This is a genomic window from Ruegeria sp. AI2, assembly GCF_056541275.1.
In genome coordinates this window covers 834625-856317 of the sequence record NZ_JBQFYB010000001.1, presented here as the reverse complement: position 1 = coordinate 856317, position 21693 = coordinate 834625, and the positions used below count along the sequence as shown (strand labels likewise).

The following is a 21693-nucleotide window of genomic DNA, read 5'->3' as shown; positions in this document are numbered from 1 at the left end:
AGACCTGTGTTGAACGCATTGGTCTGATGGCTGATTGCAATGGAATCTGAGTATATCTCCGCTACTTCCTATTATCGTGTAATTGGTATTATGGTAAAAACGTAATACTTGTAATACGGAACGCAAGCCAACACATTGAAAACACTGTAACGAACCTGTCCGGAATACGCATGGAGCTTAAGAACAAAACTGTCGTTGTCACCGGCGCTGCCCAAGGCATTGGTCGTGGTCTTGCAGAACGGTTTTCCCATGAAGGTGCACGTGTAATCTGCTCGGATGTCGACATCGCTGGCGCAAATTTGGTCGCGAAGCAAATTGGTGGTCAGGCGTATCCCTGCGACGTTTCCAGCGAAGCGCAGATCAAGGCTCTGATTGATTTTGTTGAAGAAACTGTCGGTCCAATTGACCTGTTTTGCGCAAATGCCGGAATTCTGACGCTTGGCGGTCTCGATGTTGCGGACGAAGATTGGGATCGGATCTGGAAGATCAATGTCATGTCCCATGTCTGGACTGCTCGCCATCTGGTTCCACGCATGGTTCGTCGCGGCGGCGGATATATAATGATAACTGCGTCTGCGGCAGGTTTGCTGAACCAACCTGGTGCAGCCCCATATGGGGTTACCAAACACGCGGCTGTAGGATTTGCCGAATGGCTTTCGCTGACATATGGCGCTGAAGGATTGAAAGTCTCGGTCCTGTGTCCGCAGGCGGTACGTTCGAAAATGACCGAAGGCCATGAAATCTCAGTAGCTTCGATTGATGGGATGCTTGAGCCCAGAGATGTGGCTGAATCCTGTGTGCAAGCTATTCGAAATGAACGGTTTTTGATTCTGCCTCATCCACAAGTCGCTGATTATTTGCAATTCAAAGCGGCTGATTACGATCGGTGGCTTAGCGGAATGCAGAAGTTAAATCAAAGGTTTATTGGCAATACTTAAGGTCGTACGCGAATTCTGCGCATCAATCCTTCCTGTGCGACAGATGCAACAAGGGTACCGTCCTCGGAATAGATCGATCCACGGTTAAAACTGCGTCCCTGCCCCGTCCACGGCGAGTCCATTACGTAAAGATGCCAGTTCTGAAAATTTACCGGTGCGTGAAACCATAGCGCGTGGTCCAGACTTGCGCCGTTGAACTCTCCGCTAAACCAGCTCAGACCGTGTGGCCGCAATCCAGAGGACATCAGGTTCATGTCAGACGCATAAGCCAGCAGTAAGTGCTGCGTTCTGGTGTCGACCGAAGCAGCAGCGGGCATACGGAACCAGGTCTGGTTTCGATCATCAGAGACTTTCGGTGTGAATGGGTCCAGATGATCGACTTCCCGGACCTCGATCGGGCGCTCGCGCAGCAATTCGCCCCTCAACCTTTCGGGAACACGTTCAACGTATGTTTTACGCAATTCAGATCGGGACGGGTACGCTTCCGGTGCGTTCACGACGGGCATCGGATGCTGATGGTCCCAACCTTCGTCCCGGACATGAAAGGATGCCGACATGTTCAGGATTTGCTTTCCATGCTGAATCGCAACCACACGGCGGGTTGTGAACGAACCTCCGTCTCGCGCGCGATCAACTTGATAAATAACGGGTTTCTCTGGATCTCCCGGGCGAATGAAATAGGCGTGTAGCGAATGGCACAACCGCTCTTCAACAGTCCGATACGCCGCAGCGAGCGCTTGCGCGATGACCTGCCCGCCAAAGATGCGTGTTGGCGTTTCACCGCCCGACCCTGTCCCGCGAAACAGATCGACCTCAAGCCGTTCAATATCCAGAAGATCCAGTAAGATACGTTCCGCTTCGGTCATCGTCTGCTCGCAAGTTGTGTCGTCCGGCACCGGGTATCAGTACAGAGTAAATCATTCAATCATGGCCGCATGAACCAGTGCCTTGAGTTCGGCGCGGGATGGGTACGAACTTGAGGGGGACAGTTGGGTAAAGAAAATCGCCGTCAGGTCATTCTGCCAGTCAATCCAGAAATAGGTCGACGCCATTCCACCCCAGCTGAAATCCCCGATAGAGCCGGGAACCCTTACCAGACCGGGATTCAGAACAACCGCACCAGCTAGCCCAAAGCCCATTCCTTCCATCGGTTGCTCTGCGAAACTCTGCGGACCCATTGACGCAATGTCCCCGGGAAGGTGATTGCGCATCATGAAATCGACGGTTTTCGGGCCAAGTATGCGGTACCCTTTCCCGGCCCCCCGATTTCGAAGCATGTCCGCGAATTTGGCATAATCATCGATTGTCGAAATCAGACCGCCACCGCCGGAAAAGGTCGTCGTGTTTTCGAACGGGGATTCTATGTGGGAATCGAACAGTCTCAGGCTTTCGCTACCGTGATCCGCGGAATTCAGCGCCATCGCGTCGCCAGCCAATGGGGTGTAGAGCGATGCGAAACGATCCCCTGCCCCAGCGGGTACGGAAAAACCTGTTTCGCGCATCTCCAGCGGCTCAAGGATTTCGCTTCGAAAGAACTGCTCCAATGACTGGCCCGAGACCACCTCGATCACTCGACCCAGCACGTCAATCCCGACTGAGTATTCCCAGCGTGCACCGGGTTGGAACGCCAGTGGCAGCCCAGCCAGATCGCGCACAAGATGTTCCAGAGGCCCCTGATTGGGTTTGAAAATAAGGTCCCGTTCATCCATCGCTTGGGGCAAAAGCCCCGGGTTGAACGGGTAGCTTAGCCCACTGGTATGCGTCAGTAACTGATGTAGTGTTGGAGGCGGTGCAGCCTCGGTCTGATCCAGTTTCTCCGCCCCCGGGACCAGCGCCTGCATATCTTTGAATTCAGGTAAAAACTCAGACACAGGCGCGTTCAGGTGAACAAGCCCGCGTTCGACCAATGTCATCAACGCGACCGATGTGACCGGTTTGGTCATGGAATAAATGCGCACCAGCGTGTCGCGTTGGAATTGCCGGCCAGTCTCGAGGCTGCTGACACCACAGGCATGAAAAAAGGTCACATTCCCTTTGTGGCGCAGCAAAAAGGATGATCCGGCATATTTGCGCTGCTCAACATAGTTTTCCATCCAATGGCTAAGCCGATCTAGCCGGTTTTGATCAAACATGGATTGCCTGTGGGACATTTGGGAACTTCCGTGAGGTTCTAAACTGCGACTGTTTAAGCTTGTGACCTGAAATAGCAGCAAAAAGTTGCGTGTTGCAGAGAAATTCGTGAACGGACTTCATCAGCGTGTCTCACAATGGAATGCTAGACTGATTTCGACGCAGATTCGCCTGAAGTTCAATGAACAAGATTTCAAGGGACCGAAAGGGAGGAACCCCATGACGCAGACCATAGACTTCATTTACGATTTTTGCAGCCCGAACGCGTTTCTCGCCCATAAGATGCTCCCCGATCTTGCCGAGCGCTATGACGCAAGCATTACTTATGTTCCTGTCCTGCTGCCTGCGGTGTTCAAGGCGACGCATAACCAAAGCCCGTTTCAGGCGTATTCCGAAAACCGCCAGAAGACAGCCTATTTGACGCATGATCTGCACCGGTTTGCCCGCCGTCGTGGGTTGAGCTTTCATATGAGCCCGCATTTTCCGATCAACACAAAACTTGCCATGCGCGGCGCGTGTTTTGCCAATGGAAAACCTTGGGAAGTCGGATATATAAACGCGGTTTTTGATGCAATATGGGTGCATGGTCAGAAGGCGGACGAGATCGGTGTCCTTTCGGATATCCTGCATGAAAACGACTTGCCCGTTCGCAAAATTCGCGAAGCCATGGCGAGCCCCGACGTTAAACTGAAACTGAAAGAGAAAACCAAGTCGTCGGTTCGGCGAGGTGTGTTTGGGGTTCCCAGCATGTTTACCGGGGCTGAGCTGTTTTTTGGAAAGAACAGTCTGCCAAACCTTGAAGTTGAGCTTTCAAGGCAAGATAGTGACACAAAAACAGGTTGATAGGTCGTCACTCTAATGTGGACTCAAGAGCTTTCAGGCCGTGCTGGGCGAATATAGGAACATATGCGCCAAAAGCCTTTGCGCGGTCGGGGTCTGACGCGTTCCCATCCAACGCGCGTTTGTAGACACCCTGTAGAATGCCCGCCATACGAAAGAAATTGAAGCCCAGATAAAAGCCGAAATTGTCTATGCCATCCAGGCCTCGACGTTTGCAGTATTGGGCAATGAATGCCTCATCGCTGGGCAGGCCCAGGCTGTTTCGATCCACACCCGCCAGCCCCCGGCCCTGTTTTCCCGGCGGCAACTGCCATTGCATGATTACTGCGGCCAGATCCGCATAAGGGTGACCGATCGTCGACAGTTCCCAATCCAACACCCCGATACATTCCGCCCGGTTCGGCGCAAACATCAGGTTGTCGATGCGGTAATCCCCATGCACTAGCGTGCGCTGTCCGTCATCGGCCGGTACCGAGGTCTCGAGCGCTGAAGCCAGCGCATCCATATCCGCAATGGCCGAGGTCTCGGACGCGCGGTATTGCTTGGTCCAGCGCGCGATCTGACGCTCGTAATAGTTGCCAATCGGCCCATAGTCAGACAGGCCAACGGCATCGATATCCACCATGTGCAATTGGGCAAGAACTCTGTTCATTTCGTCAATGATGGCGGCGCGGGTTTCGTTGCTTTCTTTGGGCAGGGTTGGGTCCGGAAACACCCTGCCCTGCAAGCGTTCCATCACATAGAAGGCCGAGCCGATGACGCTGATGTCTTCACACAGCAGATACATCTTGGGCACCGGAACCTCGCTCCCGGCAAGGGCGCTTTGAACCCGAAATTCGCGATCAACGGCATGTGCCGATTTCAGCAATACGCCGGCGGGCTTTCGGCGCAGCACATAGGCTTTCTCTGGTGTGCGTAACTCAAACGTCGGGTTGGATTGACCGACATCAAATTTCCTCGCCTCCAATGGCCCGTTGTAGCCGGAAAGATGCGCGCTCAGATACGCATCTACCGCCGCCAGATCCAGTTTGATTTCGGTTTTCATTGGCTGTCTTCCCGTCACAGGGCCTCGGCAAAGATGTTTCCGGCGGTCACCACGTTGATCCCACCCGAAACCGGGATCACTGCGCCTGTCACATAGTTGCCGCCGCGACCGCACAGGAACAACATACAGCCTGCAATATCCTCGTCCCGTCCGACGCGACCCAGAGGTACAGACTTGCCAACCCGTTCTCTGGTATCCTCATCGGCTGTCGCAAAGGCAGTCATGCGCGACACAAACGGCCCCGGAGCGAGTGCGTTAACCGTGATGTGGTGCGGTGAAAGTTCCTTGGCCAAGACCTTGGTCAGGTGCAAAACAGCAGCCTTTGAGGCCGAATAGCTGTAGGCCCCATCGCCCATTGGGACTTCACCCATGACTGACCCCACATTGACAATGCGCGCCGGGTCTTCGGCGGTGCCTGATTTCATTAGCATTGGCAAAAGCCGCTGGGTCAGTTCGAATATCCCTGTCACGTTGACAGACATGACCTTTTCCCATGCATCGTAGGGAAACTGCCCCATGGGAGCACCCCAGGACACCCCCGAGTTGTTCATCAGGATGTCCAGTTTGTCCGTACGCTCCTGAATGTCAGAGACCAGCTTGCCTATACCGACTGCGCTGCCAATGTCACCGGCAAAGCCTTCGGCGCTGCCCGGCGCGTCCAGCGCGTTCAGTTCTGCGGCGACCTCGGCACAGGCGTCCCCTTTTCTTGAGGCAATGAGCACGCGCGCGCCCGCACGAACCAGCGCCTCGGCTGCCATGCGGCCAATACCTGTCGCTCCACCTGTTACCAAAGCGGTTTTGCCGTGAAGCGAAAAGAGGGTGTCGGGGGTCATTTTGTGCTCCTCAGTTTCTTTGTCACCAGTTCATCCTGATACAAATTGCGTTCCTCTTGCCGTCGCGGCAGGCGTTGGACCGTAGCGTTGACAAAAAACCATGCTGCACCAAAACTTCCTCGACACAAAGTACAGGCAGATCAGAGGCGGTATGCAAGCATTACTCAGCGTCGCACCGGGCGGTCCCGAAACCCTGGAGCTTACGACCCTACCAGATCCGCAGCCGGGCAAAGGTCAGCTATTGATTGGTGTGAAAGCAGCGGGCGTGAATTTTCCGGACACGTTGATTATCCGCGATCTGTACCAGATGAAGCCGCCACGGCCCTTTGCTCCGGGCGGTGAAATTGCGGGTGAAGTTCTGGCTGTGGGCGAAGGCGTCAATGGATTTAAGCCAGGCGAACGTGTTTTGGCCCTAACCGGGCATGGTGGGTTTTCGACCCATGTCACGCTCAAGGCGGACGCAGCAATCCGAATTCCTAATGCGATGCCCTATGAAGATGCCGCCTGTTTCATTTTCACCTACGGCACGTCGTACCACGCGTTGAGGGATCGGGCGGAGATTCAACCCGGTGAAACCCTGTTGGTACTGGGTGCCGCCGGAGGTGTGGGGTCAGCCGCCATTGAACTGGGCAAAGCCATGGGTGCCAGGGTGATCGCAGCTGTTTCATCACCTGAAAAGGCCAAATTCTGTAGCCAGATTGGTGCCGATGACGTGGTGATTTACCCGCGCGACATGGACAAGGATGCGCAAAAAGCCTTCTCAGCCGAAGTTAAGAAACTTGCCGGTCCTGACGGCGTAGACATCGTCTACGACGCTGTTGGGGGTGCGCTGGCCGAACCGTCCCTGCGCAGCATAGCCTGGAAAGGTCGTTACCTTGTCGTCGGTTTTCCGGCGGGCATTCCGCGGATTCCTTTGAATCTGGCGCTTTTGAAAGGATGTCAGATCGTTGGTGTGTTTTGGGGCGCGTCAGTTTTCCGCGACCCAATCGGCCATGCTGACAACGTCAAGAACCTGTTCGATCTTTACACAGCCGGCAAAATCAAACCGCGAATTAGCGCGCGGTTCCCGCTTGCCCGCGCGCACGAGGCGCTTGAACAATTGTCGCAGCGATCCGTTCTGGGAAAAATCGTTGTCACCATGGCGGAAAGTTGAAGCCCTGAACAAAATAGCGACCCGCTTCGCACACCGGTTTTTCGACTGTACTCGATCCGGCAAAGGCAGGTAGACAACCCAACCTTTAGGCGTCTATGTACCATTAATGGGGATCGTGAAGACATGCACAACGTTTTGGTATTGAATGGCCCAAACCTCAACCTGCTTGGCACACGGCAGCCCGAGGTTTACGGCAGCACCACTCTGAAGATGATCGAGGAGGAGTGCCAGCGCCATGGCGCGTCCATTGGCCTTGAAGTATCGCATCTGCAATCCAACCATGAGGGTGTGTTAATTGATGCGATCCACGGCGCACGCGGTGTGCAGGATGGCCTTGTGATCAATGCGGGGGCGTTCACACACACGTCGGTTGCGTTGATGGATGCCATCGCGTCAGTTGAACTGCCGGTTGTCGAAGTTCACCTGTCAAACATCCATGCAAGGGAAGCATTCCGTCACAAGTCCTATATCGCGCCTGTTGCTCTGGGTCAGATCTGTGGCTTTGGCGCCCAAAGCTATGTTCTTGCTCTGGACGCGCTGGCCGCGCATTTGAAAGCAGGTGGCACGGCATGACCCTCAGGGATTATCTGCGGTTTGTCAGCTATGCCAAGACCCTGGAAGACCTGTGGGATGCGCATTGCCGACAGATGGCGGAATTCGGGTTCGATCGTCTTATCTACGGCCACACGCAATACAGGACGGCAACCTCATTGGGTGATCCAGAGGACTTTGTCATTCTGACTAACCATAATCGTGCCTATGTGGATGGCTTCATCAAGGACGGTTTGTATTTTCACGCCCCCATGTTGAAATGGGCGCTGGACAATGAAGGTGCCGCCAGCTGGAAAATGTTGCTGGACATGCACTCTCGCGGGTCGATGACCGATAAAGAGCGTGAGGTTTTCGAGTTCAACAAGTCCATGGGCGTCGTTTCTGGTTACACCATCAGCTTCAACTCGGTCTCTGTGCGCTCAAAAGGGGCGATTTCCCTATCCGCAAAGGAAGGGATGAGCCAGGAAGACATTGACGCGATCTGGCAAGAGCATGGCGAAGACATTCTTTTGATGAACAACGTTGCGCATCTGAAGATCCTGACATTGCCTTTCAACCCACCGAACCGGGCACTGACAAAGCGTCAGCGCGAGGCGTTGCAATGGGTTGGTGACGGCAAAACCACGCAGGACATAGCCTTGCTGATGGGCCTGACAGCGGCAACTGTCGAAAAGCATCTTCGACTCGCCCGTGAGGCGTTGTCGGTTGAAACGACGGCTCAGGCTGTTTTGAAGGCATCTTTGCATAATCAGATGTTCATTATGGAAGTTTAGGAGTGTTTTTATGACGCCATCCCGCGTCAGTTTACCCTAGGTAAGGAAATCACTACTTTTCAAATCCAACCTAAAAGTTGCAAAGTGAGAGTGTTCCGTGAGTGGTGGCTTTAGCCAGGGAACATTCGGTTGGATCTTTGCGATTTCAAAGCTCTCCAATCACTCTGACAAGGGGGCGCCTATTCGTCCGCGTACCTGTGTCGGAATTTTGGGGGGCCTCGACCATCCCCATCATGCGGGGCCCTCCAATCCTTCACTTCTTTGCCAATTCTCTGATGTGCCACCAACAAAAAAGGGCTACGCGACGCGTAACCCTTTCACTTTGTTCAGCAAGGCCCCTGTCGGAGCCTTTCTTTAGCCCTGAGCAGCTTTTGCGACTTCGGCAGCGAAGTCTTCTTTTTCCACAACGATGCCTTCGCCGACTTCCAGGCGAACAAAGCCGGTGATGGTTGCGCCTGCTTCTTTTGCAGCGGCTTCAACGGTCAGATCAGGGTTCACAACGAATTGCTGGCTCAGCAATGTCGATTCGGCGACGAATTTCTTCATGCGGCCTTCGATCATCTTTTCGATCACCTGCTCCGGCTTGCCGGATTCGCGGGCGATGTCCATCTGAACCTGCTTTTCCTTCTCGACAATTGCCGGGTCCATGTCGGCCTCAGACAGGGCGGCCGGGTTCACAGCTGCGATGTGCATCGCAACCTGCTTGCCGATAGCCTCATCACCACCCGACAGAGCGACCAGCACACCGATTTTGCCCATGCCGTTGGTCGCAGCGTTGTGCACATAAGACACGACAGTATCGCCCGACAGCTTGGCCATGCGGCGCACCGACATGTTTTCGCCGATGGTGGCGATCTTGTCGGTCAGGGTGTCGGCAACGCTTTTGCCGCCCAGATCAGCAGCCAGCAGTGCTTCGATGTTGTCCACACCTTCAGCAGCGTTCGCAATCTTGCCGACCATTTCCTGGAACTCAGCGTTTTTCGCAACGAAATCGGTTTCCGAGTTCACTTCGACAGCAACACCGTTGCCACCGCTGACGTGAACAGCCACCAGACCTTCTGCTGCGGTACGGCCCGATTTCTTGGCCGCTTTGGCCAGGCCTTTGGTGCGCAGCCAATCAACGGCGTCGTCCATGTTGCCGCCGGTTTCGGTCAGCGCTTTTTTTGCGTCCATCATGCCTGCGCCGGTCGAGTCGCGCAGTTCTTTAACCATTGCTGCTGTGATTGCCATCTTTTGGCTCTCCTCAATTCAAACGGAATTGGGGCAGGTCATACCCTGCCCCATATGTCATTTACGTGACGGGCAGCTTACGCTTCGGCAGGGGCTTCTGCGGCTTCTTCCGCAAGAGCTTCTTCAACCGGAGCTTCTTCGAATGCGCCCAGATCTACGCCTGCTGCGCCCATCTGCGCGGTCATACCGTCCAGAGCGGCGCGTGCGGCCAGATCGCAGTACAGAGCGATTGCGCGAGCTGCGTCGTCGTTGCCGGGGATGATGTAGTCAACGCCATCGGGCGAGCAGTTGGTGTCAACAACAGCCACAACCGGGATACCCAGTTTGTTGGCTTCTGCGATGGCCAATGCTTCTTTCTTGACGTCGATGACGAACAGCAGGTCCGGAACGCCGCCCATTTCGCGGATACCACCCAGCGATGCCTGAAGTTTGCCCTGGTCACGTTCCATGCCCAGACGCTCTTTCTTGGTCAGGCCTTCTGCGCCCGATTCCATGGCTTCGTCGATCTGGTTCAGACGGTTGATCGACTGGGAAACGGTTTTCCAGTTGGTCAGCGTGCCGCCCAGCCAGCGGTGGTTCATGTAGTACTGAGCCGACTTTTCAGCCGCTTCAGCGATCGGGCCAGCGGCCTGGCGCTTGGTACCAACGAACAGAATGCGGCCACCTTTTGCGACGGTGTCACGAACAGCCTGCAGAGCCTGATCCAGCATCGGAACAGTCTGGGTCAGGTCCATGATGTGGATGCCATTGCGCGAGCCGTAGATGAACGGGCCCATGCGGGGGTTCCAACGCTGTGTCTGGTGACCAAAGTGAACGCCAGCTTCCAGCAGCTGACGCATGGTGAACTCGGGAAGAGCCATGCTATTTTCCTTTTCCGGTTTACGCCTGGGCGGGGGTGAAAGAAGCGGACGCTCCAACCGGCGGTCTTGATGAGGATGTCTCCCTCAAAAAGGCCAAACCCCGCCTGCGGGTTTGAATGGCGCGCGTATAAGGCAGGTTTGCGCGCTACGCAAGGGCCAATCGCCCTTATTTTTCAAGCTGCGCCAATGCGTGCGCATGCCTGACGGCGTCTTCACAATGGGCGGCAAGAGCCTTGCGGTTTTCAAAGTCGCTGACCCGCGCTGGCGCATGATAGATTAGTTCAACCGTTCCTTGCCGACGTGCGCCAAGGGTCTTCAGCAAATGCGGCCCGAACTCCATATCCCCCCACCAGCCATAAAAGCGTTTTGGCTGGCCTTTGGGCGCGTGAAACACCACAGAAACGGGTTGGATATACATGAAATCACGCAACTCATCTGCAAAGAACGCGGCGAAAAGCGTTGTTTTGAAAGGTAAAATGCGAAGCCCGTCGGTTGAGGTGCCTTCGGGGAAAAACAACAGTTTGTGACCCACTTTCAGGCGGGTTTCAAACAGCTTGGTTTGTTCCTTGGCTTTCTTGCGATCCCGTTCGATGAAAAGCGTCCCGGTCGCACGGGCCAGCCAGCCGATACCGGGCCATTTGGCGACTTCTGCTTTGGAGACAAAATAGACCCGCTTGCGCGCGTTCAGAGCAAAGATATCCAGCCAGGACGTGTGGTTTGCCACCACCGCCCCCCTCTCTTTCATCAGCGCGCCTGATGTGCGGAACCCGATGCCAAGAATTCGAAACGCGTTGCGGCAGACAAACTGCGTGATGAACGGCGTCACAGGTCGCCGGACGCCGAAAATCGGATACTCGATCAGGCGAACGGCCAGAAGGATGATCAGGCCACCAAAGACAAGGGCCGCCAGCGGGACTCCGCGCAGAATGACCAGAACCCATCCTGTAACGCCCAGCTCGATCGGATCGGGCGCGTCTTCACTATTCCAGAGCGGGTCATTCACAGCGTCACGCCCCGCCATAAATTCGACGCTGCCGTTCATTCATGCGCGTCGTGTCGAGGATCAGGCACACATCCGTTGTGTTGAAGGTGTGGTCGATAAAGGCGCCCTCGCCCACGAAACCACCCAAGCGCAGGTAGGCTTTGATCAATGCTGGCACCTGAACCATGGCGGCGCGGCGGTCCAAAGCCTCTGGTTTCACAAGGTTCATCGACTGAAAAACATCGGGCTGCGCCCGTACGCGCAACTCTGGCGGAGCCAGATGGTTGTGGTGAAGCATCGACAAGGGCTGCGCCAATGTGGTCACGTCTGTTCCGTGAAAACTCGCAACGCCGAACAGCACCTCAATGTCACGTTCCGCTACATAAGCGGCCAAACCGTTCCACAGGTGGTACATTGCCGTACCCCCACGGTAGTCGGGGTGCAGGCACGACCGTCCCAACTCCAGCAGTTTGCGCCCGCTGTTCTTGAGAACGGTCAGGTCATATTCATCTTCGGAATAGAATTGCCCCAGTTCCGCAGCACGTTCGCCCGGTAACATCCTGTAGACGCCAATGATTTCGCCGGTGTGATCATCATAGGCCAACATATGATCGAAATACGGGTCGAAACGGTCTTTCTCGAGGCCAGCATCGTGATCGACCATCTCTCCACCGCCCCCCAACTCACGCACGAAGACGTCATAGCGCAGGCGTTGAGCTGCTTGCAGGTCGGCTTCGGTCTCGGCCAGTTTTACAGTGAAAGAAGGGCCAGTATCCGGCATATGGGGTGATCCGTGTTCTTTTGGCTGCTGATACCGCAGTTTTTCAGCCAAAGGCAACAAGCCCCGCTTCGGTCAGCGTTGTTAACCTTTCCTAAACCACTTTCACAGATCAAAGACCGGCATCAGGGCGATGCGCGTTCCGTCGATCACCACTTTTCCCTGCTCGCGAAAGTTCACGGTGATCTTGCCTGCAATGTTGGACTGAACCTGTCCGACGCCCCATTCGGGAAAATCCGGGTGGCGGACAAACATGCCCGGTGCAAGTATAGCATTCATGTCTGTCATAGGGGCCTCCGGGACGTGCGGCAGATACAGTCGGAGGTACGCATGGGCGAGAGCAACGTCAACCTGGCCGAATTGATCGGTTCGCGGATTTGCCATGATCTGATCAGCCCGATCGGGGCGATCACCAACGGGCTTGAGCTGTTGGATATGGTGGGCGCCGTACAGGGCCCCGAGATGGAACTGATCTCGGGCAGTGTCGGAAGTGCCGGGGCGCGTATACGCTTTTTCCGCGTTGCCTTTGGCTCGGCCAGTGATCAGCCGCTTGGTCGGACCGAAGTAACCGAACTGCTGAAAGATATCGAGCGTGCCGGGCGGATACGGGTCAACTGGAACCTGACCGGGCCAGTGCCGCGTAATCAGGTCAAACTGGCCTTTCTGGCGTTTATGTGCTGCGAAAGTGCCATGCCGCTGGGCGGCGCGGTCGAAATCGTCAATCAGGGCAACAATTGGATTGTGACCGGGGTTGCAGACCGGTTGAATGTCGATAGTGATCTTTGGAAGAACGTTGTGACAGGTCGGTTTCCCACCAAGATCACGCCCGCGCACGTTCAGTTCGCGTTGCTGCCTGAAACGGCAGCTGCGATGGGTCGGCGGATTGCCGTTGAAACCTCGGCAACCCGCGTGTCACTTCGGTTTTAAGCCCGGATCGTTCCGTTCCCGCGCACGAGATATTTGAAACTGGTCAATTGCGCCGCCCCAACCGGCCCGCGCGCGTGCATCTTGCCCGTCGCGATTCCGATTTCTGCCCCCATGCCAAACTCGCCACCATCCGCAAACTGAGTCGAGGCATTGTGCATGAGGATTGCGCTGTCCAGACGCTCAAAGAAACGGGCCGCTGCCGCGTCATCCTCGGTCATGATGCAATCGGTGTGGTTCGAGCCGTATTGCTGAATATGAGCAATCGCGGCATCAATATCGGCAACGGGCTTCGCCGCGATCACGCTGTCGAGGAACTCTTTTCCCCAGTCATCCGCCGTAGCAGCAACTGTACCCTCCCCAGCGAGAACACCGTCGGCGTGAACCTCGACGCCTGACTGGACCAGTGCCGCAACCACGTCACGCCCCAGTGTGTCGGCGATATCCTGATGAACCAGCAAGCATTCAGCGGCTCCGCAAATACCAGTGCGGCGGGTCTTGGCATTCAGTACCACTTCCAGCGTTTTCTGCGGGTCAGCAGCCTTGTCGATGTAAATGTGCACGATGCCTTCGAGATGGGCAAAGACCGGCACACGGGCCTCTCGTTGTACAAGGCCCACCAGTCTCTTGCCTCCGCGTGGAACGATGACGTCGACATAGTCGGTCAATGTCAGCAACTCCTGCACCGCGGCGCGGTCGCGTGTGGGCACAAGTTGAATGGCGTCTTCGGGCAGGTTCGCGGCCTTCAGCCCTTCGACCAGACAGGCATGGATCGCGGTTGAGGAATGAAAGCTTTCGGATCCGCCACGCAGGATTACCGCATTGCCCGATTTCAGGCACAGCGCCCCGGCATCCGCAGTCACGTTGGGTCGGCTTTCATAGATCACGCCGATAACCCCTAACGGTGTCCGGACGCGCTGGATGTTAAGGCCCGTGGGCATATTCCATTCAGACAGAACCTCACCCACCGGGTCGGCCTGCTCCGCGACGGTTCTCAGTCCGTCCACCATGCTCTGAACACGCGCCTCACCCAGCATCAGGCGATCCATCATTGCGGGGCTCAGTCCCTTGTCGCGGCCGAATTCCAGATCTTTTTGATTGGCTTCGATGATCCGTGCCCGATTGGCCCAAACCGCGTCTGCGGCTGCAATCAGCGCTGCGTGCTTTCGTTCAGCTGTTGCGAAAGCCAGTTCACGCGAAGCGGCTTTGGCACGTTTCCCAAGATCTTCCATCAGAGCAGGAATGCTATCGAAGTCTTTCATATCGCGTGCCTTTCAGATCATCTTATTGAAGGTTAAAGGGCGAGGTCGTCCCGGTGGATGAGGGCTGCGCGGCCGGGATAGCCCAGCGTCGCTTCAATCTCAGAAGACTTACGCCCCTTGATCGCATCGGCTTCCTGCGCCGTATACCGGCTTATCCCCTGAGCCAGACGGCGGGATTCCAGATCAAGGACGGCGACAGGATCGCCGCGACCGAAATCTCCGGTCACTTCCACAATCCCGGCAGGTAGCAGGCTTTTGCCATTGGCCAGTGCCTTGGCCGCCCCCTCGTCCACGGTAATCTCACCCCGAGGTTTCATCGCCGAAATCCAGCGTTTGCGGGCTGCATGTGGATCCAATGTCGCGGTAAACCATGTGGAATTGGCACCGTTTTCGAGCGTTTTCAGAGGGTTCAGAACCGACCCTTCGGTAATCGCCATGGCGCAACCGCCCGCGGTCGCCATCTTGGCTGCCAACAGTTTTGTCTTCATCCCGCCTTTTGACAGGCCCGAGCCCGCATCACCGGCCATGGCTTCAATTTGGGGTGTGATCCTGTCGATTGTCTCGAAGCGCTTCGCCGAAGCGTCTTCCTTGGGATTACCCGAATAGAAGCCATCCACATCCGACAGCAGAATCAGTTGGTCGGCCCCTACTGTCACGGCGATTTGCGCGGCCAAGCGGTCATTGTCGCCATACCGGATTTCGTCCGTTGCAACCGTGTCGTTTTCATTGACGATCGGAACGACGCCCAACCCAAGCAGAGTTTCCAAGGTTGCGCGTGAGTTCAGATACCTGCGGCGATCTTCGCTATCTTCAAGCGTCACCAGAACCTGCGCCGTGGTGATCCCATGGGGTGCCAACGCTTCTTCATAAGCGCGTGCAAGCCGGATTTGCCCAACCGCAGCAGCAGCCTGTGACTGTTCCAAGGGCAGTGCCGCCATCGGCAGTCCCAGAACGCCGCGGCCCAGTGCAATCGAACCGGACGAAACAAGGATTACATCTTTCCCTTGTCCCTTGAGCCAGGAAACATCCTGCGCCAACGACAGCAGCCAGTCAGAACGCAGCAAACCAGTGTCGCGATCAACCAGCAAAGCCGACCCGATTTTTACCACCAGACGGCGTGCCGAGGTCAGGGTTGCCAAGGCTGTGCCTCCTCAGCGGGTTTCTGACGCACACGGTTGTCGTCAATCTGGCTGCGCAGCGCCCGCAGAACTTCGGTTACACCCAGATGTGCCACACCGGACATGGTCATGACGGGGCCGCCCACGGCCTCCTCAAGCTCAGCGACGGCAAGGGCACGTTCTTCGTCATCCAGCGCGTCGATCTTGTTCAGAACAGTGATCCGGGGCTTTTCAGCCAGTTCACCGCCATAGGCTTCTAGCTCGTGAATGATCGTGCGGTAATCATCGGCGACCGTCGCAGAGGTGCCATCGACCAGATGCAACAACACGGCACAGCGTTCCACGTGACCCAGAAAACGGTCACCAATGCCACGGCCTTCATGAGCGCCTTCGATCAGGCCCGGAATATCGGCCACAACAAATTCGACGTTGTCCACGCCGACAACGCCAAGATTGGGGTGCAGCGTGGTAAACGGATAGTCGGCAATCTTGGGCCGCGCATTCGACGTGGCCGCCAGAAAGGTCGACTTGCCTGCATTCGGCATACCCAAAAGACCCACATCGGCGATCAGCTTGAGCCGCAGCCAGATTGTGCGGTCAATCCCCGCCTGCCCCGAATTGGCGCGGCGCGGGGCCTGATTGGTGGCGGACTTGAAATGCAGGTTGCCAAAGCCGCCATTGCCGCCCTTGGCCAGCAGAACGCGTTGCCCGACTTCGGTCAGGTCGCAGATGACGGTTTCTTCGTCTTCGTCCAGGATTTCAGTGCCAACCGGAACACGCAGAACGATATCGTCCCCATCCTTGCCGGTGCGTTGCTGCCCCCGGCCCGGTTGCCCGTTTTTGGCGAAGAAGTGTTGCTGATAGCGGAAGTCGATCAGGGTGTTCAGCCCATCCACAACTTCGGCCCAGACAGACCCGCCTTTGCCGCCGTCCCCGCCATCGGGGCCGCCGTATTCGATAAACTTTTCGCGTCTGAAGCTGACGCAGCCGCTACCGCCGGCCCCGGACCGGATGTAGACCTTTGCGAGATCGAGAAATTTCATGTGTGTCCCCTACTGCAAAGGCCCCATCGGCCACAAGTCAGAGTTTTTTACTGTATGTCCAGGTGGGCACATTCGCATCGCGCGCCACCGAATAGCTTTCCGCATCGCCCAGATACTGGAACCCGCAATGGGTCAGGACCCGGGCCGAGGCCGGATTATCCTGAAACACACTGGCAAACATCGTCGCGTTTTCCAGCGGGTTGGCGTTAACAAGCGCTTCCACAGCCATCGAGGCAATGCCCGTGTTCCAATAGATCGGCGCGACCCAATAGCCGACTTCAGACTGATTCCGATCAAGCCGTTTCAGCGAAATCACACCGATCAGTTCCGGGCCACCGTCCTTGGTAGCATCCATGACCCAGACGTCCTCGTCCCGGTTGTCAGCCATCGAACGGGTTACAAAGGCTTCGATCGAACCAGGGGCCAGTGGATGTGCAATACTGGTGGTCATCCGCGCCACGCGCTCATCACCTGCGTAATGCTCGATAAGGCCCATATCCGACCGGCGCAGGGGGCGCAGGTCGAACCGCTCGGTTTCAATGACCGGCTGATTTATTATTGTCTCAAGCTTCATTGGTGTGTTCCTCCTCCGAACAACACGAATAGTACGGACGCGACCGTAAGACCCGCCAACGTCCACATCAGATATTTTTCCGCCGGGCGACCTTCAACCGCATGCGCGATTCTATCCCCCGCAAAAGTCCAGATCGGGTGCAAAACAATCTGGCAGATCAACAAACTAAGAGCGATCGTGAGCGTTGCGTCAAAGCTGGACGTCCCCGCCGCGACAAAGCCCGTAAAACCTGCAACAATCATGGCCCAGGCTTTTGGATTCAGCGGATGCACGATCAACCCCGCCCAGAATCCCGGAACATCACCAACCGCAGTTTCGCGCGACAGTCGCAAATTCGCGATCTTCCACGCCAGCCAGCAAATATATGCAGCCGAAGCATATTTCAGCGCCGCAAAGGCCGTCGGAACCTGTTCCGCCAGTTGCAGCAAACCAAAGCCCACGGGCCAGATAATCAGCTGCTTACCAAGCACGACACCGGCCACAAAAGGTAATGCGGCACGAAACCCATAGCGCGCACCCGTTCCCAGCAGGACCATGTTGGCCGGCCCCGGCGTGCCGACCTGAGAGGCGGCAAAGATCAGGAAACTGGTGGTTGCGACTGTCATCGGTTCTTTCGATCACGACTGCGTTAAAACGAGAAAGGGGACCGGCACTTTGTGCCGGTCCCCCATGAATTTTTCTTAAACCTTCTGGGTCTCGGCTTACTCTGCGGCCTCCGCCACTGGCAGGACCGAAATAAAGGTGCGGTTTTTAAGTCCCTTGTGGAACTTCACGGCGCCATCGACAGTTGCAAAGATGGTGTGATCTTTGCCAATGCCTACGCCTTCGCCCGGCCAGAACTTGGTACCGCGCTGACGCACGATGATGTTGCCTGCGATAGCGGCCTGGCCACCATACAGTTTTACGCCAAGGCGACGACCAGCTGAGTCGCGACCGTTACGGGAGGAACCGCCAGCTTTTTTATGTGCCATTCTCTCTCTCCTTAGCCTTTAGCCAATTCTTTGGCTTGCTCAACCCATTCGGGTTTCACTTTGACCGTTTCGATAGCAGCAATCTGCTCATCCGACAAGGCGGCCAGAGCGGCAAAGCTCTCGATACCGGCCTCAACCAGCTTCTTGGCGGCGGCAGGGCCGACACCGTTCAGTTGGGTCAGATCGTCAGCAGCGGCAGCAGCGGGTGCTTCAGCCTTGGCTTCGGCTTTCTTGGCAGGCTTTGCAGCGGGTGCCGCCTCGCCAGCCGGAGCGGAACCGGTTGCAGCTTTGATGCCGGATTTGTCGGCGCCCGACGCCAGAATGTCGGTGATTTTGACCAGTGTCAGTTTCTGACGGTGGCCAACGGTACGCTTCGAGCTGTGCTTACGACGGCGTTTGACGAACTTGATGACCTTGTCACCTTTGATCTGTTCGATCACTTCGGCCTGAACGCCTGCGCCTGCAACGAAAGGTGCGCCAACGACCGGAGCGTCACCGCCCAGCATCAGAACATCGTTGAATTGAACTTTTTCACCTGCGTCGGCAGCCAGTTTTTCAACGCGGAGGATATCGCCCGCCTGAACCTTGTACTGCTTGCCGCCAGTCTTGAGGACCGCAAACATGCGTCTTTCCTTTTCTAACCCGCGTTCTGTGGTCCCCGGTTGGGTGTTTTGGCCCCAAGAAACTTGAAAGCCACCTCGAACAGCGTGCCCTTTTCGGGCTGTGTGAATGGCCCCTGACAACGTCATGAGGGCCAAATAATAACGATACCCGGCGCGGAAAACCGGCCGGGATGCGCGCTTATCCATAGATTACAGGTAAAAGTCAACACCAAAGCGGCGTCAAAGATCGGACGCCCTCAGCGCTTGTCCAACCGCCTGCCCCAGGCGATAGGAAATATCATTGAACATACGATCAAAGCCGTTAAACACGGCCTCATTCAAGGCGCGTCCCGTCTCGGTTCTGGAAAACGCGATATTTTCGCGCATCTGAGCCTCATCCAACGGGCGGTAGGCCATAAGAAGAAACGAATAAAGCCACTCCTCAGTGTCCTCGGCCCGGCTTTCTTTCTGCAACAAAAGCTCTGCCAGCAGTTCCTGATCATCGGTCCGCGCATCAACATCAAGGCCCTGAAAGAAGCTGTAGTCAGACGTCAATGCCCCCTGAACATTCTTTTCGATCAGGTCATTTGCCTCGATATATTCCTTGACCAAAGCAAACTGAGCGGTGCTGCGTTCTGCGGATTTGTAGACTTCTCGGGCCATGTCTTCGATTGCCTGATCCGACATGGCGCGCCGGGCCGAGTTTTCCAGTGTTACGATGGTCTGGCCAAGATCACTTTCAAAAAACAAGATGGCCTGATCAAGCTGAATATCGGACATACCTTCTTTGAAGGCGTCCGTCAGATGTTCCCGCATCCAAAGGGGATCGTAGATACGATTGACCTGCGACTCGAAAAAAGCGCCACCCTTGTTATCCAAAAAAGTATCATCAAGAGTCTCGCGATGGCCCTGCCCCTCGTGAACAAGGATTTCCATCACCTGTGTCAGGCGCATGGCTTTCGCCAGTCGGTCGACTTTTCCATCGGCATACAGCGGCAGTGCCCAACACAGGGCGACCACAAATGCCAGAATTACGCGCTGCATCAAATGTCCTGTGCCGGGTGCAATTCGGCCATCCGCGCGGCCAGAACCTCGAACCTCATGGCCATGATCTCATATTGGATGGCGTTCAATAGCTCGTAGACTTCCTGCATCAGCGGCTGTTCCAGCGCGTCAACATATGTATCCACATCAGCGTCGGAAAAATCCTGATAAGTGTAAGCAGCGCCCGCCAGATTGGACAGTTGCAGTGACTGACGCATTGCCGGTTCATTTTGCTTCATCAATTCACGCAGTTCATCCCCGTCCAGCTGTAGCTCGATGACTCCCGATGCGCTGGCCGCCAACAGGAAGCGCACCTGAATTTCCTGCAAGGCACGCAACGCCGTACCTGTGGAATCGATCGCGGCGTTCATGCGTTTAAAACTTTCGACCCGTTTCGACCCGTTCTTGATCAGGTCAGAGATGATCCTTTGACCTGCCAATTGCTTGACGTCATCGTCTTCTTGCATGTGTGAGGCATTTTCGGCCACGACCAGACGTTGACCAAGGTCAGACGCGTAAAACTCGACAGCGTGTGCCAGGGCCTCGTCACTTAGGGTCTGTTCCAGAATGGAAACTGCGGTGTTGTGCATTGCACCGACTTCAAAAACCTCGTCCGTCAAACGGGTCCAGTCCGAGCCGAAACCCTCTGGGTCAACACCCAACATCTGCGGCGCGGACCGTGAGCTCAGGGCGATGCTTTCAAGAGCTACGTCAAAACCGGTCGTCGTCAGAAAAGCCTCAATCCGATCCCGGTTCGCCGCAGAAAGCTCCAAAGGAACCAGAACAAGCGCCAGAAACGGGGCGAGAAACCAAAAGGCGATGCGGTGTGCAAACTGTGTCATACCTTTCAGAGTAGGTGTTTTGCGCTGGCAGGCAACGGAAAATCCGGGCAATCACGATTTCCGGAATTTTCTGCTTGCGCCCCCGTTCGTTCCTGACTAAATCCCCCCCTCACAGACCCCCGCGGAGAGGTGCCGGAGTGGTCGAACGGGGCGGTCTCGAAAACCGTTGTGGGTGCAAGCCCACCCAGGGTTCGAATCCCTGTCTCTCCGCCACATTCCCAATATCGAAGGCTGTCAGAAAACGTCTTCCGGTCTGATTTGGGTTATCAACAAAATTGCAAGTGGTCCGCTGTCAGAAACTGTAGTGGCCTATGTCACCCGGCGTGTTCTTGCCGTGAAATCTGGTGCAATCAGCGTAGCACGGCCCAAACCTGTATTCTGCTGAGAATTCACAGGAATTCCCCTTTGTATATCCGCTACATTTAACGCATCCCAGCGACACATTTTCCAAAGGAGACAAACATGTCGCGTATTCTTATCCTGATCATCATCGCCGCTGTTGGTGTTGGTGGTTACTACTATCTCAACCAGTCCGAACAAACCCCGGCTGAACAAGTGCAATCCGCAGCGCAGGAGGCGGGCGATGCAGTGGCTGATGCCGCGTCAACCGCTCAGGAAGCTGCGTCTGACGCGCTGGAAGGTGCAACAGAACAGGCCAGCGAGGCAGCTTCATCCTTGACCGAACAGGCGCAGGAAGCCGCATCGTCGGTTGCCGACCAAGCCAGTGAGGCAGCTTCGTCTGTTGCGGAACAAGCATCCGAGGCAGCACAGCAAGCCGGTGATCAGGTGGCGGCGCTGGCGGGTCAGGGACAGGAATTGCTGAGCTCCTGGATTCAGGAAGGCAAGCTGGACCCCACCAATTTCGACTATGAAGGCATCATGAGCTCGATTCAGGACAGCACATTGGCCACGGATCTGAAAGAACAGGCGATCAAGATCGTAAATGACATTAAAGAGTCGCCTGAAACCATCGCCTTGAAGATTCAGGAACTGACCGCGCTGTTGACGCAGCAATAACAAAGAAGGGGCCGGTTGCCAGTTCCCGGCCCCTTCCTCTCACGCCAATTTTCCAGTCGTGCCCTTACGTTATCGTTTCTCTGAATTGACCCAGTGTGCGGCTTTTGATTGGCTGCCCCGACAACACATCCTCACCCCGAGATCGCCCGTTGGCAATCTCCTGTTTAAGGGGGTGTGCGCAT

General features: G+C 55.9%; 25 protein-coding genes and 1 tRNA gene. 8 read left to right on the top strand and 18 right to left on the bottom strand.

The window, feature by feature from the left end; all coding sequences use genetic code 11:
- Positions 1–170: 170 nt before the first annotated feature.
- Positions 171–938, top strand: a complete 768-nt coding sequence (locus ACR0LL_RS04265) for an SDR family oxidoreductase (protein ID WP_480584244.1) — start codon at positions 171–173, stop codon at positions 936–938.
- On the opposite strand, the gene ACR0LL_RS04260 is transcribed toward ACR0LL_RS04265, so the two are convergent.
- A complete protein-coding gene (locus tag ACR0LL_RS04260) occupies positions 935–1804 on the bottom strand; it encodes an acyl-CoA thioesterase (RefSeq protein WP_480585265.1) in 870 nt (289 codons plus the stop codon). The genes ACR0LL_RS04265 and ACR0LL_RS04260 overlap by 4 nt on opposite strands.
- Positions 1805–1855: 51 nt before the next feature.
- The gene (locus tag ACR0LL_RS04255; protein WP_480584242.1) at positions 1856–3031 is read right to left on the bottom strand and encodes a serine hydrolase domain-containing protein; all 1176 of its coding nucleotides are present in this window, start codon (positions 3029–3031) and stop codon (positions 1856–1858) included.
- Between the two features lie 124 nt (positions 3032–3155).
- Between ACR0LL_RS04255 and ACR0LL_RS04250 the strand changes: the two genes are divergently transcribed.
- Positions 3156–3911, top strand: a complete 756-nt coding sequence (locus ACR0LL_RS04250; protein WP_480584240.1) for a DsbA family protein — start codon at positions 3156–3158, stop codon at positions 3909–3911.
- Positions 3912–3918: 7 nt separating this feature from the next.
- Here ACR0LL_RS04250 and ACR0LL_RS04245 read toward each other — a convergent pair whose 3' ends face one another.
- Positions 3919–4953, bottom strand: coding sequence for a phosphotransferase family protein (locus tag ACR0LL_RS04245; protein ID WP_480584238.1), 1035 nt, complete (start codon positions 4951–4953; stop codon positions 3919–3921).
- 14 nt (positions 4954–4967) lie between these two features.
- On the bottom strand, positions 4968–5786 hold the full coding sequence (locus tag ACR0LL_RS04240) for an SDR family NAD(P)-dependent oxidoreductase (protein WP_480584236.1): 819 nt from the start codon (positions 5784–5786) through the stop codon (positions 4968–4970).
- A gap of 151 nt (positions 5787–5937) precedes the next feature.
- Between ACR0LL_RS04240 and ACR0LL_RS04235 the strand changes: the two genes are divergently transcribed.
- From ACR0LL_RS04235 to ACR0LL_RS04225, 3 genes are all read left to right on the top strand, one after another.
- On the top strand, positions 5938–6939 hold the full coding sequence (locus ACR0LL_RS04235) for an NADPH:quinone oxidoreductase family protein (RefSeq protein WP_480584234.1): 1002 nt from the start codon (positions 5938–5940) through the stop codon (positions 6937–6939).
- A gap of 123 nt (positions 6940–7062) precedes the next feature.
- On the top strand, positions 7063–7512 hold the full coding sequence (gene aroQ, locus ACR0LL_RS04230; RefSeq protein WP_480480949.1) for a type II 3-dehydroquinate dehydratase: 450 nt from the start codon (positions 7063–7065) through the stop codon (positions 7510–7512).
- On the top strand, positions 7509–8264 hold the full coding sequence (locus tag ACR0LL_RS04225) for an autoinducer binding domain-containing protein (protein ID WP_480564792.1): 756 nt from the start codon (positions 7509–7511) through the stop codon (positions 8262–8264). Before aroQ ends, ACR0LL_RS04225 begins: the two co-directional genes overlap by 4 nt.
- A 354-nt stretch (positions 8265–8618) precedes the next feature.
- Here the strand turns inward: ACR0LL_RS04225 and tsf are convergent, their stop codons facing one another.
- The 5 genes from tsf to ACR0LL_RS04200 all read right to left on the bottom strand — a co-directional run bounded on the left by tsf (position 8619) and on the right by ACR0LL_RS04200 (position 12402).
- The gene (gene tsf / locus ACR0LL_RS04220; protein WP_480472746.1) at positions 8619–9494 is read right to left on the bottom strand and encodes a translation elongation factor Ts; all 876 of its coding nucleotides are present in this window, start codon (positions 9492–9494) and stop codon (positions 8619–8621) included.
- A gap of 77 nt (positions 9495–9571) precedes the next feature.
- Positions 9572–10354, bottom strand: a complete 783-nt coding sequence (gene rpsB, locus ACR0LL_RS04215; protein WP_209503940.1) for a 30S ribosomal protein S2 — start codon at positions 10352–10354, stop codon at positions 9572–9574.
- Positions 10355–10520: 166 nt separating this feature from the next.
- Entirely contained in the window at positions 10521–11396 is an 876-nt protein-coding gene (olsA, locus tag ACR0LL_RS04210; protein ID WP_480485654.1) for a lyso-ornithine lipid O-acyltransferase, read from the bottom strand.
- Positions 11362–12117 carry an L-ornithine N(alpha)-acyltransferase gene (olsB, locus tag ACR0LL_RS04205; RefSeq protein WP_480584232.1) on the bottom strand — a complete coding sequence of 252 codons (756 nt, stop codon included), beginning with the start codon at positions 12115–12117 and terminating at the stop codon, positions 11362–11364. The genes olsA and olsB overlap by 35 nt, the downstream gene beginning before the upstream one ends.
- 102 nt (positions 12118–12219) lie before the next feature.
- Positions 12220–12402 carry a DUF3553 domain-containing protein gene (locus ACR0LL_RS04200; RefSeq protein WP_267364751.1) on the bottom strand — a complete coding sequence of 61 codons (183 nt, stop codon included), beginning with the start codon at positions 12400–12402 and terminating at the stop codon, positions 12220–12222.
- Between the two features lie 42 nt (positions 12403–12444).
- Between ACR0LL_RS04200 and ACR0LL_RS04195 the strand changes: the two genes are divergently transcribed.
- Entirely contained in the window at positions 12445–13041 is a 597-nt protein-coding gene (locus ACR0LL_RS04195; protein WP_480584230.1) for a histidine phosphotransferase family protein, read from the top strand.
- Here the strand turns inward: ACR0LL_RS04195 and ACR0LL_RS04190 are convergent.
- From ACR0LL_RS04190 to ACR0LL_RS04150, 9 genes are all read right to left on the bottom strand, one after another.
- Positions 13038–14300, bottom strand: coding sequence for a glutamate-5-semialdehyde dehydrogenase (locus tag ACR0LL_RS04190; RefSeq protein WP_480584229.1), 1263 nt, complete (start codon positions 14298–14300; stop codon positions 13038–13040). The genes ACR0LL_RS04195 and ACR0LL_RS04190 overlap by 4 nt on opposite strands.
- Positions 14301–14332: 32 nt before the next feature.
- The gene (gene proB, locus ACR0LL_RS04185) at positions 14333–15439 is read right to left on the bottom strand and encodes a glutamate 5-kinase (protein WP_480584227.1); all 1107 of its coding nucleotides are present in this window, start codon (positions 15437–15439) and stop codon (positions 14333–14335) included.
- The gene (gene obgE, locus ACR0LL_RS04180; protein WP_209596239.1) at positions 15427–16461 is read right to left on the bottom strand and encodes a GTPase ObgE; all 1035 of its coding nucleotides are present in this window, start codon (positions 16459–16461) and stop codon (positions 15427–15429) included. The genes proB and obgE overlap by 13 nt, the downstream gene beginning before the upstream one ends.
- Positions 16462–16498: 37 nt before the next feature.
- Positions 16499–17035, bottom strand: a complete 537-nt coding sequence (locus ACR0LL_RS04175) for a GNAT family N-acetyltransferase (RefSeq protein ID WP_480472732.1) — start codon at positions 17033–17035, stop codon at positions 16499–16501.
- Positions 17032–17640, bottom strand: a complete 609-nt coding sequence (locus ACR0LL_RS04170; protein ID WP_480584225.1) for a LysE family translocator — start codon at positions 17638–17640, stop codon at positions 17032–17034. Before ACR0LL_RS04170 ends, ACR0LL_RS04175 begins: the two co-directional genes overlap by 4 nt.
- Positions 17641–17736: 96 nt before the next feature.
- The gene (gene rpmA, locus ACR0LL_RS04165) at positions 17737–18006 is read right to left on the bottom strand and encodes a 50S ribosomal protein L27 (RefSeq protein ID WP_050602452.1); all 270 of its coding nucleotides are present in this window, start codon (positions 18004–18006) and stop codon (positions 17737–17739) included.
- Between the two features lie 11 nt (positions 18007–18017).
- Complete coding sequence (locus ACR0LL_RS04160; protein ID WP_480480969.1) at positions 18018–18629, bottom strand: 50S ribosomal protein L21; 612 nt, start codon at positions 18627–18629, stop codon at positions 18018–18020.
- Between the two features lie 219 nt (positions 18630–18848).
- Positions 18849–19652, bottom strand: a complete 804-nt coding sequence (locus ACR0LL_RS04155; protein WP_480584223.1) for a DUF2059 domain-containing protein — start codon at positions 19650–19652, stop codon at positions 18849–18851.
- On the bottom strand, positions 19652–20494 hold the full coding sequence (locus ACR0LL_RS04150; protein ID WP_480584221.1) for a DUF2059 domain-containing protein: 843 nt from the start codon (positions 20492–20494) through the stop codon (positions 19652–19654). Before ACR0LL_RS04150 ends, ACR0LL_RS04155 begins: the two co-directional genes overlap by 1 nt.
- A 123-nt stretch (positions 20495–20617) precedes the next feature.
- On the opposite strand from ACR0LL_RS04150, the gene ACR0LL_RS04145 reads away from it, so the two are divergent.
- Both ACR0LL_RS04145 and ACR0LL_RS04140 read left to right on the top strand, forming a co-directional pair.
- Positions 20618–20707: transfer RNA gene (locus tag ACR0LL_RS04145), tRNA-Ser, on the top strand.
- 249 nt (positions 20708–20956) lie between these two features.
- On the top strand, positions 20957–21511 hold the full coding sequence (locus ACR0LL_RS04140) for a hypothetical protein (RefSeq protein WP_480545581.1): 555 nt from the start codon (positions 20957–20959) through the stop codon (positions 21509–21511).
- Positions 21512–21693 lie beyond the last annotated feature (182 nt).